The organism is Clostridium mucosae (genome assembly GCF_024622765.1).
Taxonomy (GTDB): domain Bacteria; phylum Bacillota; class Clostridia; order Clostridiales; family Clostridiaceae; genus Clostridium.
This window is the reverse complement of sequence record NZ_JANKAF010000001.1, coordinates 468,846-485,638: the sequence shown is the minus strand read 5'-3', so window position 1 is coordinate 485,638 and position 16,793 is coordinate 468,846. Positions and strand designations below refer to the sequence as shown.

General features: G+C 26.0%; 16 protein-coding genes. 5 read left to right on the top strand and 11 right to left on the bottom strand.

Annotated features, from left to right (window positions below):
* Positions 1 to 2: 2 nt before the first annotated feature.
* On the top strand, positions 3 to 932 hold the full coding sequence (locus NSA50_RS02520) for a TDT family transporter (RefSeq protein WP_257442690.1): 930 nt from the start codon (positions 3 to 5) through the stop codon (positions 930 to 932).
* 145 nt (positions 933 to 1,077) lie between these two features.
* Here the strand turns inward: NSA50_RS02520 and NSA50_RS02515 are convergent, their stop codons facing one another.
* Together NSA50_RS02515 and NSA50_RS02510 are read right to left on the bottom strand one after the other, a co-directional pair.
* On the bottom strand, positions 1,078 to 1,674 hold the full coding sequence (locus tag NSA50_RS02515) for a sugar O-acetyltransferase (protein ID WP_257442687.1): 597 nt from the start codon (positions 1,672 to 1,674) through the stop codon (positions 1,078 to 1,080).
* Between the two features lie 202 nt (positions 1,675 to 1,876).
* Entirely contained in the window at positions 1,877 to 3,373 is a 1,497-nt protein-coding gene (locus NSA50_RS02510) for a glycoside hydrolase family 43 protein (RefSeq protein WP_257442684.1), read from the bottom strand.
* Positions 3,374 to 3,763: 390 nt separating this feature from the next.
* Here NSA50_RS02510 and NSA50_RS02505 point away from each other — a divergent pair, with 390 nt between their 5' ends.
* Together NSA50_RS02505 and NSA50_RS02500 are read left to right on the top strand one after the other, a co-directional pair.
* Positions 3,764 to 5,221: a DUF4317 domain-containing protein gene (locus NSA50_RS02505; RefSeq protein WP_257442681.1), complete on the top strand. Its 1,458-nt coding sequence runs from the start codon at positions 3,764 to 3,766 to the stop codon at positions 5,219 to 5,221.
* Between the two features lie 53 nt (positions 5,222 to 5,274).
* Positions 5,275 to 5,625: a thioredoxin domain-containing protein gene (locus tag NSA50_RS02500; protein ID WP_195430379.1), complete on the top strand. Its 351-nt coding sequence runs from the start codon at positions 5,275 to 5,277 to the stop codon at positions 5,623 to 5,625.
* A 412-nt stretch (positions 5,626 to 6,037) separates the two neighbouring features.
* On the opposite strand, the gene NSA50_RS02495 is transcribed toward NSA50_RS02500, so the two are convergent.
* Positions 6,038 to 6,226, bottom strand: coding sequence for a hypothetical protein (locus NSA50_RS02495; RefSeq protein WP_195430382.1), 189 nt, complete (start codon positions 6,224 to 6,226; stop codon positions 6,038 to 6,040).
* Between the two features lie 382 nt (positions 6,227 to 6,608).
* Between NSA50_RS02495 and NSA50_RS02490 the strand changes: the two genes are divergently transcribed.
* Positions 6,609 to 7,130, top strand: a complete 522-nt coding sequence (locus NSA50_RS02490) for a GNAT family N-acetyltransferase (RefSeq protein ID WP_257442675.1) — start codon at positions 6,609 to 6,611, stop codon at positions 7,128 to 7,130.
* Between the two features lie 128 nt (positions 7,131 to 7,258).
* On the opposite strand, the gene NSA50_RS02485 is transcribed toward NSA50_RS02490, so the two are convergent.
* From NSA50_RS02485 to NSA50_RS02460, 6 genes are all read right to left on the bottom strand, one after another.
* Positions 7,259 to 7,933 (bottom strand): VTT domain-containing protein, encoded by a 675-nt coding sequence (locus NSA50_RS02485; protein WP_257442672.1) that lies wholly within the window; start codon positions 7,931 to 7,933, stop codon positions 7,259 to 7,261.
* A gap of 262 nt (positions 7,934 to 8,195) precedes the next feature.
* Entirely contained in the window at positions 8,196 to 9,260 is a 1,065-nt protein-coding gene (locus tag NSA50_RS02480; RefSeq protein ID WP_257442669.1) for a sensor histidine kinase, read from the bottom strand.
* On the bottom strand, positions 9,257 to 9,934 hold the full coding sequence (locus tag NSA50_RS02475) for a response regulator transcription factor (protein ID WP_195266763.1): 678 nt from the start codon (positions 9,932 to 9,934) through the stop codon (positions 9,257 to 9,259). Before NSA50_RS02475 ends, NSA50_RS02480 begins: the two co-directional genes overlap by 4 nt.
* Entirely contained in the window at positions 9,927 to 10,484 is a 558-nt protein-coding gene (locus NSA50_RS02470) for a class I SAM-dependent methyltransferase (RefSeq protein WP_195266762.1), read from the bottom strand. The genes NSA50_RS02475 and NSA50_RS02470 overlap by 8 nt, the downstream gene beginning before the upstream one ends.
* An 87-nt stretch (positions 10,485 to 10,571) precedes the next feature.
* Entirely contained in the window at positions 10,572 to 11,306 is a 735-nt protein-coding gene (locus NSA50_RS02465; protein ID WP_257442664.1) for an MBL fold metallo-hydrolase, read from the bottom strand.
* Positions 11,307 to 12,107: 801 nt separating this feature from the next.
* Positions 12,108 to 12,533, bottom strand: coding sequence for a nucleoside 2-deoxyribosyltransferase (locus tag NSA50_RS02460; RefSeq protein ID WP_195430395.1), 426 nt, complete (start codon positions 12,531 to 12,533; stop codon positions 12,108 to 12,110).
* 253 nt (positions 12,534 to 12,786) lie between these two features.
* Between NSA50_RS02460 and NSA50_RS02455 the strand changes: the two genes are divergently transcribed.
* Positions 12,787 to 13,539, top strand: a complete 753-nt coding sequence (locus NSA50_RS02455) for an acyl-[acyl-carrier-protein] thioesterase (RefSeq protein ID WP_257442659.1) — start codon at positions 12,787 to 12,789, stop codon at positions 13,537 to 13,539.
* A gap of 181 nt (positions 13,540 to 13,720) precedes the next feature.
* Here the strand turns inward: NSA50_RS02455 and NSA50_RS02450 are convergent, their stop codons facing one another.
* Positions 13,721 to 15,439 carry an ABC transporter ATP-binding protein gene (locus tag NSA50_RS02450; protein WP_257442656.1) on the bottom strand — a complete coding sequence of 573 codons (1,719 nt, stop codon included), beginning with the start codon at positions 15,437 to 15,439 and terminating at the stop codon, positions 13,721 to 13,723.
* A complete protein-coding gene (gene papB, locus NSA50_RS02445; RefSeq protein WP_257442654.1) occupies positions 15,396 to 16,769 on the bottom strand; it encodes a PapB family radical SAM/SPASM ranthipeptide maturase in 1,374 nt (457 codons plus the stop codon). The genes NSA50_RS02450 and papB overlap by 44 nt, the downstream gene beginning before the upstream one ends.
* Positions 16,770 to 16,793 lie beyond the last annotated feature (24 nt).

Sequence of the window (16,793 nt, the reverse complement as noted above, 5' to 3'; positions counted from 1 at the left end):
TTATGATAAAGAAAATACCACTCCCTATTTCAGGGGTAATGCTTGGTTTTGCGGCTTTAGGTAATTTACTTCAAAGCTATTCTGAATCTATTCGTTTAGTATGCGGAATTGTATCTTTAATTCTAGGACTACTACTAATATGTAAAATTGTAATGTATCCATTTATGATAAAAGAAGACATGAAAAATCCAATTATGGCTGGTGTATCTGCAACATTTCCAATGGCTATAATGCTTTTATCTACTTATATAAAACCTTTTATAGGGGACAAAGCTATTTATATTTGGTATTTAGGAATAATTATTCATCTATGTTTAATAGTGTACTTCTCGATAAAATTCATATTAAAGTTTGATATAAAAAAAGTTTTTACAACGTATTTTATAGTTTATGTTGGACTAGCTGTTGCAAGTGTTTCTGCCCCAGATTTTGAAAAAACAAATATAGGCACATTGGCATTTTGGTTTGCATTTATATTATGTATGATATTACTTGTAGTTGTAACATATAGATATGTTAAATATAAAGAAATTCCTAGTCCAGCTAAGCCATTATTCTGTATATATGCAGCTCCTGTAAATCTTTGTCTTGCTGGTTATATTCAATCAATGCAAACAAAGTCATTTTTAATGGTATCTTTTTTATCTATTTTAGCATTCATAACATTTATTATAGTTTTATTTAAGTTACCAAATTATTTAAAAATGCCATTTTCCCCAAGCTACTCTGCATTTACATTTCCATTTGTTATAAGTGGAATTGCAACAAAAATGAATATGAACTACTTAGCTAAAACAGGATATGATATGGGATTCTTAAAATATATCCTTTTATTTCAAACAATTATTGCTACAGTATTAGTAATTTATACTTTATTTAGGTTTATTCTTTTTTTAATTCCAGAAAAAAAGGATTATTCAATAACTCAATAATTTTTATCATAATTCACTTTTATAAAATAGAAAAATGAATTATACCAAGTATTATAATCTTTTAAGTAAATAAGAAACAACTTACTACATTAAAAACATTGTAAGTTGTTTCTTGTTATTTTATATCAATCACCTCAATAGAATCTTATTTATAAATCAATTCTTGGGCATTAGCTTTATCATTTTCATTAATTTTTCTTAAAACCTTACATGGATTTCCTACTGCAACAACATTTGCAGGAATATCTTTAGTTACTACACTACCAGCTCCAATTACTGTATTATCCCCAATTGTAATTCCAGGTAATATAATAGCACCTGCTCCTATCCAACAATTTTTCCCAATATGAACTGGTTTATTATATTGTGTTACAGGCATACGAAAATTAGGATCTATTGGATGTGCTGCAGTAGCAACAGTAACATTAGGACCAAACATTGTATAATCCCCTACATAAATATGTGTATCATCTACTAATGTTAAATTAAAATTAGCATATACATTATTGCCAAAATGTACATGTTTCCCACCCCAGTTACTACGAAATGGAGGTTCAATATAACACCCCTCTCCCATTTCTGCTAACATTTCTTTTAACATACTTTGGCGTTTTTCAAATTCTGTTGGGCGTGTTGCATTAAAATCATATAACTTATCCAAACACTTAGTTTGCATTTCTAATAATTCTTCATCACCACAATTATAAATCTTTCCACTATGCATTTTTTCATAATCTCTCATTTTCAATTCTCCTTCTCTATATAACCTTTTTTATAAAAAATAGCTCAATTCTAATAAATTATCGCCATTTGTATTAATTTCTTTAAATCTATACTTTTCGTGTCCCTACCATCAGATAAGAATATAACATTAAAATGTATTTTATAATATTCTAATCTATATTTTTAAACTAATTATAAAAAGATATATTTATTTATACTCATTAAAGATATCTGCACTCAAAATTTGTGAACTCCGAATAATTGCGGCAACCATCCCCATATGCATATAATCCAATAATAACACCTGTAAAACCTCCAGCAACCTCTGAAGAAAGGTATCTAGTTTTAGCTGTTCCAAGATTAGTTTCTTCACTAGCTGATTTAACATAAAAACTATAGTCACTATTATTTGCACGGATAACTAGGGAAACCTTATTGATATCATTTAAAATTACAGTTTTTTCTACTGATTTAATGTCTCCAATATTAAGACGTTTAATTGCCTCATATCCATTTTCAATTTTTCGTATTGCTAAATCATAATGATGATTTTCATCCATATATAAAGTTATTCCGCTTTCCCCTTCTGATATACATACCTCACAAGAAATAGTAGCATTGAAATCTCTTTGACGAAGTCCTATAAATGTTGGAGAATCAATATCATCAAGTGTAATATCTGTTCCTTTTAATACTAATTTATTCTCAGTGAATTTATAGTTTTCACTCTTAGGTGTACGTAAATAACACCAATCCTTATCCCAGTCAGTATTTTCAAAAGTATAGTATTTCTTGTCATTTTGAATAACATTATTAGTTATATTTACAAGATTAAATGAATTAGTTGTTGTACAATTATCTCCTGCTGTAAACCACCCATCTTCTCCAAAAGTAATTGGAGTTAAGAAAACCTCACGACCTAAATGATGATATTGCTCCCACTGTCCTATCTGACGGAATCCAAGATGAATTATCCACCAATTACCATCATTATCTTCAATAAGATCTCCATGCCCTACTCCTTGTATTTCATAGCCACCTAAATTGCGATTTGTCAAAACTGGATTATAATTATACCCTTCAAAATCACCATATGGAGAATCACCACGAGCATATGTTACCATATGTCCATATTCAGTTCCTCCTTCTGCTACAACTAAATAGTATTTTCCATTTATTTTGTACATATGTGGACTTTCAATAAAACGTCCGCCTGAACCTGTCCAAATTGTACGACTAGGTGTTAGCTTTTTACCAGTTTCTATATCAATTTCACATTGAACTATTCCACTCATTCCATAATCATCTCTTCCATTGCTTATAAAATAAGTTTTATCATTTTCAAAATATAAAGAAGGATCAATTCCTCCTTGATCTACATATATAGGCTCAGACCACTCATCATAAATATTATCAGTCCATACATAAAAATTCTGATTTGTTGTATTATTATTAGTGGTCATATAAAACCTACCATTATTATATCTTATAGTTGGTGCAAAGACCCCACCTGAACTATTTACATTCTCAAGTTGAACTTGACTCTTTCTCGTTAAACAATGTCCTATTTGCTTCCAATTAATTAAATCCTTACTTTCAAAAAGAGGATCACCAGGAAAATATTGAAATGAACTACATACAAGATAATATATATCATCAACTTTACATACACTTGGATCAGGATAAAAACCTTTAATTATAGGATTATTGTATTTCACTTTATTTACCTCCAATTATAACATAGTAAAAATTACTTATTTACATATCAATATTCTTTAAGTTATTTTATTATCTATTGCAAGAATTTTCTAAATTATATCATGAAAGTAAAATCCTAAATACCTATATTTTTTCAGATGAAATACATAAAATTTAAAAATGAATTATTATTTATTTTAATCCATTTTTACGGCTATAGACATTCATTAATACTCTTCTACCACATAGTCTAATTTAAGTTCATGTAATAAAACCTTTAATTAATTTCGAAAAAATATTATACTAAAATAAGTGTACGAAGATTTAATTGCACTTCCCCAAGCTTACTTATTGATATACATATAATAGTAAATAATATAAATATAAAAACTAGATTGAGAGGTTTATATATGATAAAAAAAGATATACTTGAGTTAAAAAGACGTTTAAAGAAGGATCACTGCACCTTTACTAAAATGTGTGGTTGTTATGTTAATGGAGAAAAACATGTTATTTTAAAATTTAGAGAAACCTTTTTAAATTTAGATGAAGATGAATACTTTAAATACTTGGAAATTGCTAAAAAAGTTCTGTCTGGTACTATTGGTAATAATATTTTAGAGCTTAACTTTCCAACTAATGAAGATCTTATAAATGAAAAACAAGTTTCTCTTATGAGACTTAAAAGCAGTCAATTGAGGGATGATGTTATTCTTGATGAATTTTATGACTCAATTATAGATAACTATGATTATACTGGTAACTTTTTAATACTTATTTTCCATGATGCTTATGATGTTATTACTAAAACTAGAGACAACGCTAAGTTAGATGAATCAGAAGAAGTATATGAATATGTATTATGCGCACTATGTCCTGTTTCACTTTCAGAGCCTGGACTTAGATACTTTGAGGAAGATAATAAAATAAAAGCTCGTATTAGGGATTGGGTAGTTGAAGCTCCAACTAATGGATTTGTTTTTCCTGCTTTTATTAATCGTAGTTCAGATGTAAATTCCATTATGTATTACACTAAAAATGCAAAAGATACACATCCTGAGTTAATGGAAAATGCTTTAGGTTGTTATTCAAAACAAACAGCTACTATACAAAAGGAAACCTTCCAATCAATCATTAAAGATACATTTAGCGCTGATGAAAAGAAAGCTGAAAAAATCTTTGTGGAAGTACAAGAAAATTTAAATAATATGCTAGATGAGTACAATGCTATATATGATGATACAGATGCTGAACCTATAAGTTTAACAAAAGATGATATCCAAAGTCTATTAATAGAAAGTGGAGTTCCTGAAGAAATTACTACAAAAATTGAAAAATCATATGTTGAAACCTTTGGTGATGAACTTCCTTTAGTAGAGAATTTAATAGATGCAAAAGTACTTAAAGCAAATGAACAAGTAAAAAAGGAAAAGCACCTTCAAAAACAAGTAGAAATACTTCAAACTAAACTTGAGCAAGTTAAGCAAGAAGCTACGGTAGATAATGAAAATCCAACAGCTACAGAAAATAATGATGCTAAATCAGAAGATAACAATGATGATTTAGAAGGTAATTCTGATAAGCCTAAAAATAATGATGATATTTTAGAAAGTAGTGCTGATGATATTATATTAGACGAAGCTTCTGAAACTGACTCAAATGAAGATTCAGAAAGCAACATAGAAAATTTTGATGATACAAATTCAGAAAATAATAATACTACAGCTAATTATGATGTTATTCTTCAAGTTAAACCTGAAAAAATACCTCAAATAAAATCTCAAATAATTGATGGTCAAAAATGTATAGTTATTCCTATTAATGAAGATGAGCAAACTACAGTTAATGGGTTAGATGACTTAATTTGATATAGCACTTCAAATTTGGTATAATATTCTGAAAAATATTAGGAGGATATAAAATGTTTGAAGAAGATCAATATGAAGAAAATATAAAGTCATTTAACAAAATACTTTCTATAGAAGCAGATGACTTATTAAATAATGAAGATAAAGCTATTGTATATATAGGAAGATCAACCTGCCCTTACTGTCGTAAATTTGCTAAAAAATTAAGTGAATTAGCTAGTAAAGTTACTACACCAATTCATTATGTTGATAGTTCAAACCATTTAGATAATGAACTTAGAGAATTTAGAGATAAATATAATATTGTAACTGTGCCAGGCTTTATTGTTCATAAAAATGGAGAAATTGAAGTTCGTTGTGACTCTTCAACTCCAGAGGATGAAATATTAGATATGTTAAAATGAATATAATATATTTAATCCAATTTTTATTAACAGAACTTTTCAATTGTATATACTAAATAATAGATAAAAACCAGTAATTTAACTTTAAAGACGTCTTTAAGCAAGTAAAATCAATGGTTTAAAAGGGGCTCGCGAAACGCGACCCCCTTTGTAAAAATAAGAGATTAACTTTTTAATGCAATTCTTCAATAATCTTTTTGATTTTAAAACTAACTTCTAGAATTTTTTCTTTTTCTACCTTACACACTTTCCTATCATAAGTATATAAACCATTAGCTTCATATTCTACATCACTCTTTTCATGATTAAACCATCCTGAAGTTGAATCTATAAAGCGAGTGCTATCAATATTCTTAACAAATTCATAAAGGTTATCACTTCGGAACTGCCCCCATCCTTCATTAAATATAGTCTATCCAATAATGCATGGGTGATTATAAAGGTGCTTTATTGTTTCTTCAGTATGCTTTATAAATATTTCTCTTTGTTCTTTATTACCTCTTCTTGTATCTTTAATATTAAGTACACCTATAGTAGGAAGGGCTGTATCTCTTATAAAAGAATATGAGCCGTTATTTACCATGCCTTGCATAATTAACATACCGTGTTTATCACAATAATAATAGAAATATTCTGGCTCCACTTTATTAAAGAAATAGCTTGATTTAAAGTAATGTATCTCATCCATATATAAAAGTAAAAGATTTTAAAATATAAAGTTAATGTCTATGTACATGATATAAATTATAAATTACAGGAAAATAATTAAAATATTTACATTTTATTATGAGTTTAGTACACTTACTATATAGATGTAATTAATTTAGATTATATCTTTTTCTTAATTAATAATGTTAGGAGTTGATTTTATGAAAAGTTTTATAACTGTAAATTCTATGAGGTGGTTTACTACTTAAATTTATAGGTACTAATCCACCTTTAGTTCTATTAAGTTTTTTTAATATTGAAAGGTGGAAAATAAAGTGGATTTAAAAAATATACAAACAATAAGGTTAATATTAATACCAATAACATTAGAAATAACTAAATCTTTAATGGATGGAAGCAGTAACGAAGTTGAGAAACTTGGAATTAAAATAGATAAAAAATGGCCAACGGATGATACTAAGGATATATTGCCTATTATATATGAATCATTAGAAAATGATAAAGTACCAAGTGGTTTTGAAGTTTGGATGATTATAAAAAAAGACACTATGAAGGTAATTGGAGACATAGGTTTTCATGGAAAGCCTGATGAAAAAGGTGAAGTTGAAGTTGGTTATGGATTAGTAGAAAGCGAAAGAGGAAAAGGTATTGGTTTTGAAGCATTAAAGGCTATTACGAATTGGGCAATTTCTCAAAAGAATGTCAGAATTATTAAGGCAGAGTGTTTAATTGATAACAAGCCTTCTGCACGACTATTAGAAAAGGTTGGTATGAAGGAATTTAATCGAGACCAGAATTTGATTTACTGGGAACTTATTAAACCAGTAGACAAGTAATATTAAAAACTATAGGCGGATAACTCCACCTATAGTTTTATTATGGTATATTTAAATATTATGTTAAAACATAATAACTTTTAAAGATAACCTGAAATAATATTTAACTTTAAATAATTATTTTTATTTTATATTGATATAACCTTATTAATAAGCTTAGTAATTATAATAGTTAAAATTATAATTGCTACAATTATTAAAATACTTAGCGGATTAAAACTAAACAACTCTATTGAATATGATAATGTAAAAGCTGTAATTAATTTTGATATTATTGCTATAGTAATGAATTTATATCCATTAAATTTGCCAATACCTGCTCCAATACAAATAACCTCATCTGGTAAAATAGGTAAGATAAATAATAATAAAATGATTAAAGTTTCATTTTTCTTTATATATTCATTAAACTTTTCTATCTTCTTACTATTTACCATCTTTTTTATAAGCTTTTGACTAGCATATCTAGAAAAAAGAAACATACTTATTATCCCTAATATAGTTCCTAAAAAGCCTATTACAGCTCCCTTAGTTTCTCCCAATATTAAACTACCTACCATTATTGTAACTGGTTCTGGTAATGGTAAAATAATTGGTTGTAGAAAGCATACTAAAAAATATATAAGCATTGACTTCTCTTTATACTTAATCAATATATTTATCAATGTGCTTTTATCTAAGATATCACCTATTTTTGATAATATAAACGAAATTATTATAATTATTACTAATATCATAGAAAGTACTAAACATTTTTTTATATTAAAGCTTAATTTATTTTTTATCCTTAATTTATGTTCCATAACTAAACTCCTCCATATACATATCTTCTATTAAACCTATATACTAATTTCTTAATTTTTTAAAAAAGTGATATGCAAAAATACTTATTATTAAGACGAAAATGCCTAATAAATATTTATTTAATACAAAAATTATTTTTCCTAAAACACTCATTTTTTACACCATCCTAGCAATAATATAATTAAATATTAACTTTTTACTTTTAATAATTTGCTTATAAATATATTAATTTTTCTTAATAAATAAAGCATAGCTAAATTGCTATGCTTTATTTAAAATAATTTTAAATTCTATATTTTCATTTAATTTTTTTACTAATAACTCTCCATCGTGTAATTCTACTATTTTTTTTGCAATTGCTAATCCTAATCCTGCTCCCTCATTCTCACTACTTCTTGCTTCGTCTATCCTATAAAACTTTTCAAAAATTTTATCTAAGTCATCTTCTTGTATCTCCTCACATTTATTAATAAAAGATATTGTTATATTAGTATTATTTTCTTCAACAATTACTAGAAATAAAGAATTTGGATCACTATATTTCTGAGCATTTTTCATTAAATTTTCAAAAACTCTATAAATTAATTTTTTATCTATAAAAGAATTTAATTCTTTATATGGATTTTCTAATCTAACTTCAATATCTTTTTCTGAAAAATCTATAATACTTTCACCAACAATTTGATTTATTAAAGCTGATATATTAAACTTAACTTTTTGAATTTTAATATCAGTACTATTCAATTTTGTATACTCAAACAACTCATTTACTAATGTCCTTAGCCTCAAGCTTTTATTATATGCAATTTTTACATATTCATCTTTATTTTCTTCATCAACCTTTTTAGCATTCAACAACTCTAAATATCCTATAATAGAAGTTAAAGGGGTTTTTAAATCATGAGATATGTTTGTTATTAGTTCATTTTTATTTTTTTCTATTTTCTTCTCATTTTCAATTCTTTCTTTAAGCTCTAATGACATTTCATTTATGCTCATACAAAGCTCAGTTAACTCATCTTTTCCTCTTAGCTCAATAGTTCTTCCAAAACCTTCACTTTTAATTTTTTTTACTTCTTTTGATATATAATTTATATATTTTGCCTTTCTATTTATTAAAAATAAGAATGTAAAAATAAATACTGTTATCGAAGAAAATATTAAAATAATGCCAGTAACCTGAATCTTAATAAGATTTATATTTTCTTCCATCATAAACTTTTCCATTATAGGTGCTGTAAACTTAATAAACTCAACACACACAAAAATAGAAACTACTAATGAAAAAAGCATATATATACTTAGTTTTTTAAAGCTAATTTTCATATCTTATAGCCTATTCCCCATACTGTTTTAAGATATTCTGGGTTTTTAGGATCTTTTTCTATTTTTTGCCTAAGTTTTGTTATATGAACCATTATTGATGTGTCTCCAACTGCATATTTATCTCTCCATATTTTTTCATATATTTGTTCAACACTAAATACCATATCTCTATTTCTGCATAGTAACTCTAATATTTTATATTCAGTAGGAGTTAATTTTACTTCTTTTCCTAAAATCATTACTCTATGCATTTTTGTGTCTAAAGTCAAATCACCTATTGTTATAATGTCTTTTTCTGAATTATTAAATACCGTATATCTTCTTAATTGAGCTTTAACTCTAGCTATTAACTCCATTGAACTAAAAGGTTTCGCTATATAATCATCTGCACCTAAAGCTAATCCTTTTATCATATCGATTTCTTCATTTTTAGCAGTTAAAAAAATTACAGGCATTGAATATTTTTTTCTAATTTCAATTAAAGCTTGCATTCCATCAACTTTTGGCATCATAACATCTAAGATAATTAAATCATAATTTTTTTCTTCAACCATTTTTAGAGCTTCTTCTCCATTGCAAGCTTTATCAACGTAAAATTCTTCGGTTTTCATATAAACAGCTACAAGTTCTCTAATATCTTTATCATCATCAACTACTAATATATTTTTATGCATTTTTTCCTCCTGTACATTTTAATACATAAGCTGGTGGTATATTTCTAATTACCTTTGTGTAATTAATTTCCCCAAAATACTCTTTAAAAAGTCTAATCTTCAAAAGTGAATATTGAAAAGTAATAAAATCTCCATTGCCACTTATTATTTTTGATGTCTTATTTAAAATGCAGTTTGAAACACTTTTAGGTAATGACGTAAATGGCAGTCCAGATATAATATAATCTACATTTGTTATTGAGTATTTTTTAAGTATTATATCAATATTTTCTACACTATCATTTACAATTATTACATTATTTTTGTGTCCATATATACTTTTTAAAATATTATAAAATTCTTCATTAATTTCAATTAATAATACTATAGTATCATCTTTAATTCTAGCAAGAATTTTTTCTGTAAAGACACCTGTACCAGGCCCATATTCTACAATGTATTTTGCTTTTTCAAAATTAATATTACTTATTATTTTATTAGCTAAATACTTTCCACTTGGTGCAATTGCCCCAATACTCTTAGGATCTTTTATATATTCTAATACAAACATCTATAGTTACCTCCTCCATTTATTTGGTTTATTATAGAAATAAATGTTTAAGCAATACTATATAAATGTTTTAAGATTTATTAATATTTAATCGTTATTTATACAAATTTTCTTATGCTGCGATTTTAAATACTCAATAATCTCAGTTTTATTTATAGGCGTTGAGTGTCCTGGAAAACAAATGTTAAACTCTAAATCTTCTAAGGTGTATATAAGTTCCTCTAACTTAAGTGAGTCATATTTGTAATTATTATAATAATCTACACCATATGCATCTCCTATAAATACTACTTTTTCTTCAGGGACATAAACTATTACTGAATCCTCTGAATGAGGAGCAATAATATTCTTTAAAATAACCGTTAATCCTCCTAAATCTATTTCTAAATCATTTTTAAACACTATATCTGCAGATATAACTTTTATATCTTGTAGCGATTTATATTCTTTACGAATATTAGTATCTGCAAACTCTATATCTTCTCCAGTTAAAAGACGTTTTTTCATCGCTTCGTCTGTCCATTGCCATTTTGACATAATCTCTAATTGTTCATTAGTTATTTCACACGCTATAGTTTTCCCTGTAACTGCATGCATCCCATAACTATGGTCCCAATGCCAATGAGTTATTGCTATATAATCAGGTAATTTTAAATTTAATTTTTTTATAGAATCGTTAAATTTTTTAACATGCTCTTTTGAGTTTCCTGCATCTACCATCAAAGAATACTTATCTCCTTTAATGTATCCAAGCACTGGTCTATCAGCTTCTCTGTCGTTTATAAGATAATAAATTCGTTCTGTAACCTTTGTTAAAGCCATAAAATTCCCAACCTTTCTTAATTTAAAATTAAAAATCCCCATAGACAAACAATATCGTCTATGAGGATTTTATTTATATAAAGATCTTTCATTATATTTAAATTAAATTAAATACAAATTCATATATATGTTTTGTATTTAAAGTTATTTTATTTTTATAAAAGAGTTTAAAGTAAGATATTGTTCTTAAAATGCACACTAATATAAAGTTCAACAATAGAACTTTTAAGCATCTTAAACTATTTAATTTTAATAGTTTAGTTAAGAACAACTAAAATCATCTCTTCAATTCTCCTTTTCATTAAATTAATCTTTTTAAGTATATAATATAGTATTTTAACTGTCAATATAATCTACTTTCCCAATCGTATACACATTATATTAATAGTAGTTACTTTATTCGTATTTAAAGTAACTAGGAAATTTATCTAAAGAAATTTAAAAATATAGTTGCCGATGCCGATTACAAAAGTGAGGAAAATTACGTATTTATAGAAAAAATAATCAAACATCTTATATAAAACCTCAATTTTATGAAAAGCAAAAAACAAAGAAATTTAAATCAGACATAAGTAAGCGAGAAAATATGGAATATAATTCTGAGAATGACGAATATATTTGTGTTTTAGGTAGACGTTTAAAAAATATTGGAGTAATTAAGGAAGATCCTAGCATAATATATTTTTATTATAACTCCTAAAATATCAATTTTAAAATACAAAAAAAGAGGTTGCTACAAAATGATTAAAAATAATTTTGCAACAACCTCTTTCCAATTATGGATATATATTTATTTTTTAACTAAAGCATTTCACCACTATAAAAAGAACTTTCTAATTTTTTAAAATCATAATTTTTAAGTTCCTCTATAGTTATATTTGCATGAGCTCCTTCATGAACCATAAGATTACTATCTTTACCTACATGAACTAAAATAACAGGTTTATCAGTAGCATAAGCATAACCAAGTTCCCATGCTGTTCCACTATCTGAGTAATTTCCATGATAAATACCTACAACGATTTCAGCCCACTTAATATGTTTTAAGTCATTCATAAAAGTTTCAATTGACCATTGGCGAGAACCAACTTCAGCATTTTTATCCATTGGATTTCTCATAGGTGAAAATACCTCTAACCCCTTTTCTTCTAAGATTTTCTCAACCTTTTCTAAATATTCAACTTCTGTATCATTAAAAAATGGACTAGCTAAATAAACTCTCTTCATTTCCTTTTACCTCCGTAAATTTTTCTCATATTATTCCTTTGTTTCAACATTTCTAAAATAATGTAAATACACTAATCAAAATTAATAAATTTTATTTTACTTATTATTTCAGCAACATTTAAATTTTCGTTTATTATGCATATTTTATCTACAAACTATTAAAAATTCTACTATAAATGGAACAATCAGTCAATAATTATAAAGTGAGTTATATATAAAACTCACGTTAACCTTATAAAAGGAGGAAATATAATTGAATGATATTTTTGAAAAGGAATATACAATAAATATTTTTAATGTTGATTCTGAACATAAATGTACATTTTCATCCTTAGCAGATTTCTTATGGGATGTCATCATAGCCCAATCTGATTACTTAGGAGAAACTAATGAAGGATTTGCTCAAAATAACTGTATTTGGGTACTTTTAAAGTATGATATAACTATATATGAATATCCTAAATTTAAAGATAAAATAACAGTTCAAACTAAGGTATTAGGTACAAAAAAGTTCTATGGCTATAGGCAAAACACTATGAAAAACTCTGAAGGGAAAATTATAGGAGAGGTCTTTTCAACAGCTATATTAATAGATTTCGATAAAAGGCGTCCTATGAGGATATCTCCTAAACAAAGCGAAATATATGGTCTTAAAGAGGAATTAGTTGAAGTACCTGTTTTAGATGATATACCTAAACTTCAAAAACCAGACTATATAAAAGACTATCCTGTTAGATATAGTGACATAGATTTTAATGGGCATGTTAATAATGTAAAGTATATGGAAATGGCTATGGATACTTTGCCAAGATCTATTTTAAACGAATATAATTTATTTAATATTAAAGTATTATTTAAAAAGGAAACAACTGATGGAGATACACTACATATTTCATCTGAAGTAATTTATGATGAAAATAGCGATATTAATACAATTCACAATATTACAAGTGATAATGGAGTACTTCTTACAAAGTTACAAATTATATGGAAGAAAAAATTTTAGCCTTATAAAAAATTAGAAATGATCTTGTTATTAATATATAACATGATTATTTCTAATTTGTTAATTATTAATTTTTTAATCGAATTCTACTACGCCTTTACTTGTGATCAATTTAAAGATTCCCTATAACTAAGCTTTTTTTTAGATTAATGATATATTTTTTAATACTCAAAATACAAATTTATTTACATAATGTCTTTTCTATTATTAAATTATTTTTCACCTCATATATTGGGGAACAATATTTCAAAATTGTCTTTCTATGTGTAACAGCAATAATAGTTTTATCATTTAAGTATTGATATATATTTTTACAAATTATCTCTTCTGATTCAATGTCTAGAGGTGATGTAGGTTCATCTAATATAATAATGGAATAATCATTAACAAAGATACGAGCTAATGCTAATTTCTGTGCCTGTCCTCCAGATAAAGAAATACCATTATCTCCAATAACTGTATTTATACCATTAGGCATATTTTTTATATCATCTGTTAAGCAGACAAGAGAAATAATTTCGTTAACTTTTTCTTCTGTTAACTCCTTATTATTCAATAAAATATTATCAAGTATTGTACCATTAAGTATAAACGGTCTTTGGCTAATACAAATAATATTTTCCCTTAGATAATCTAATTTATAATCTTCAATATTACACCCATCTAAAAGTATTTCTCCTTGATAATCTTCCTGCAACCTCATAAGCAATCTTATCAATGTTGTTTTACCTGAACCATTACTTCCTATTAATGCAATTTTTGATCGATTTTCAATATTAATATTAGCTTTATTAAATATAATCTCCTTACCATAACTAAAACTGAAATCTTTTAGAATAATATCACCATATAATGGTTGCTCTGAAGACTTATAACCTTCTTGAATTACATACTTTTTATTATGCAATATATTAGATACTCTTTTTAGTGAAGATTGTATCTTTTTTAATTCTACATATAAATTAGTAAGCACAGTTACTGGTGAAAATAATTGCTGAGTATAAACTGTTAATGAAAATAATATACCTACAGTCATTTCTTCATTTAACATCATATAACCACCTAAGCATAATGCTATAATTAAGGTTAAATTATTAAAAACAATTCCTACAATATTTGACCAAACCCCTAGATTTGTAATCCTCTTTTCCTTTTTAAAATATTCTATACACTTATTTAAATAATTTTTTTTATACTGATGATGATAGTTTAACATTTTAATATCAGATATATTAAATACCAATTCTTGTGTATGTGAATATAGTTCACCCTTACTTTTACTTAACCCTAATGAGTAGCTCTTTAATTTTTTTCCATTGTTTTTTTGTAAATATGCATACAAAATTAATAAAGCAATACAAACTATAGCTATATGATAATCTATTACAAATATTATAATTAATAATCCTATAATTGTAATTACTGAAACTAGAAACTCTGTTATTATATATATTCCTACTCTTTCAATCTGTTGTAGATCATTTTCAATTACTGATATAATCTGCGATCTTTTATATTCTCCAAAAAATATTTGAGAGTATTTACTTAACTGTTCCGTAATATCCTCTTTTATTTTTAATATTATTTTCTGGCATATAGTTAAAGATTTATTTGCAACAAAATATCTAGAAAGCGACTGAATTATTACAATAAAAAACATACTAAAAGTATATATAAACAATTTATTTATACTTTTATTAACTAATGCATCATCAATAACTAATTCTATAATATAAGGATATATCAGATTAGCTGAGGTGAAAATCATTATAGATAATAAACAAATAAAGATGTCCAAAAGAAAAGGCTTAATATATTTATTAAACAGTTTAAAATAATTGTGATTATTTAAGAAATTATTTAATGCAAGGTAACTCTTTTTGTTCTTTAAATAATTCATCAATCTCCTCATCGCTTAATCTTAAATATATATTAATTGCCTCAGCTGTTGTCTTTCTTTTATATTCACAAAATGGCTCATAAGGTAAATTCATATTATCTGTTAAAGAAAAATTAGTATGAACACATCCACCAACACATAAATTTCTAGTCCAACAACTACTGCACTTATCAAAGTTATATATCTTAGTTTTTTCAGCAAATTCTTTTTGCTTATCATCGTCTTTAAAGATATTACCTAGAATTGCTTTTTTACTACCTACAAATCTTTGACATGGGTATATATCACCATTAATATCTATAGCATACATGTTTTTACCTGCACCGCAAGCAGTTGTACGTATTCCAGAATTGTGAATATAACTCAAAGTTTCCATAACCATTACATTATTTTTCACTTCGTCAATTTTCTTTTCCTTAATACGATTTTCAAAATTTGAATAAAGATTTATATGTGCATCAGCTACTGCATCATATTCCTCATCATTTAATAAATTGAATGCTGGAGATAATACAACCCTGTTAAATCCTGTTGAATTTAAAAAATCATATGTATGCACTAAATCTAGTTCTTTTGTAGTAATTGTACCTCTAGCACTTAATAAACCTTTTTCTCTTAAAGATTTTGTTTTTCTCAATACTGTATCAAATGAACCAACTTTACCACTAAAATATCTATTTGAATCATAAGTATTCTTATCACCATCAATACTGATTTGAATAGCAATTTTATTTTCTATAATGAATTCTTCAATCTCTTTATTTAACAAAGTACCATTTGAAGTCATGCTAAAGTTAAATTTTTTGTTTATTTCTTTTTCATGGCAATAAGAAACAATTTCTTTTATTAATTCAAAATTTAAAAGCGGTTCTCCTCCAAAAAAACAAACTCCTAATTGTTCACTATCAGATTTATCTATTAAAAAATCTACTGCTCTTTTAGCGGTAGTAATATCCATTCTGCCACAATCGTTATATTTTCCCTCATCAGCATAGCAGTAAGAACATCTAAGATTACAATCTTGAGCAACTAAAAGAATGATTGCAGATAAGTTGTCAGTATTTATATCATAATTATTTTCAATGTTATCATCTTTATTTTCTATGATTCCGAACTCACGCATCGAGTTAATAAGTTCATCTAATTCCTCTTTACTAAATAATGAAGATAAATCTTTTTCGATCTCTTCATATGTTTTTCCTTCTTCGTTTAATAAAGCTAAAGTTCTGTCATCTATTTCAAATATCTTGCTATCGTTAACACAATACATATATTTATGGTCATCATTCTGAAATATTTTAAAATTTGAAAATTTAATATGTGTATCCATAAATCCCCCTTAAAGCTTTAATTT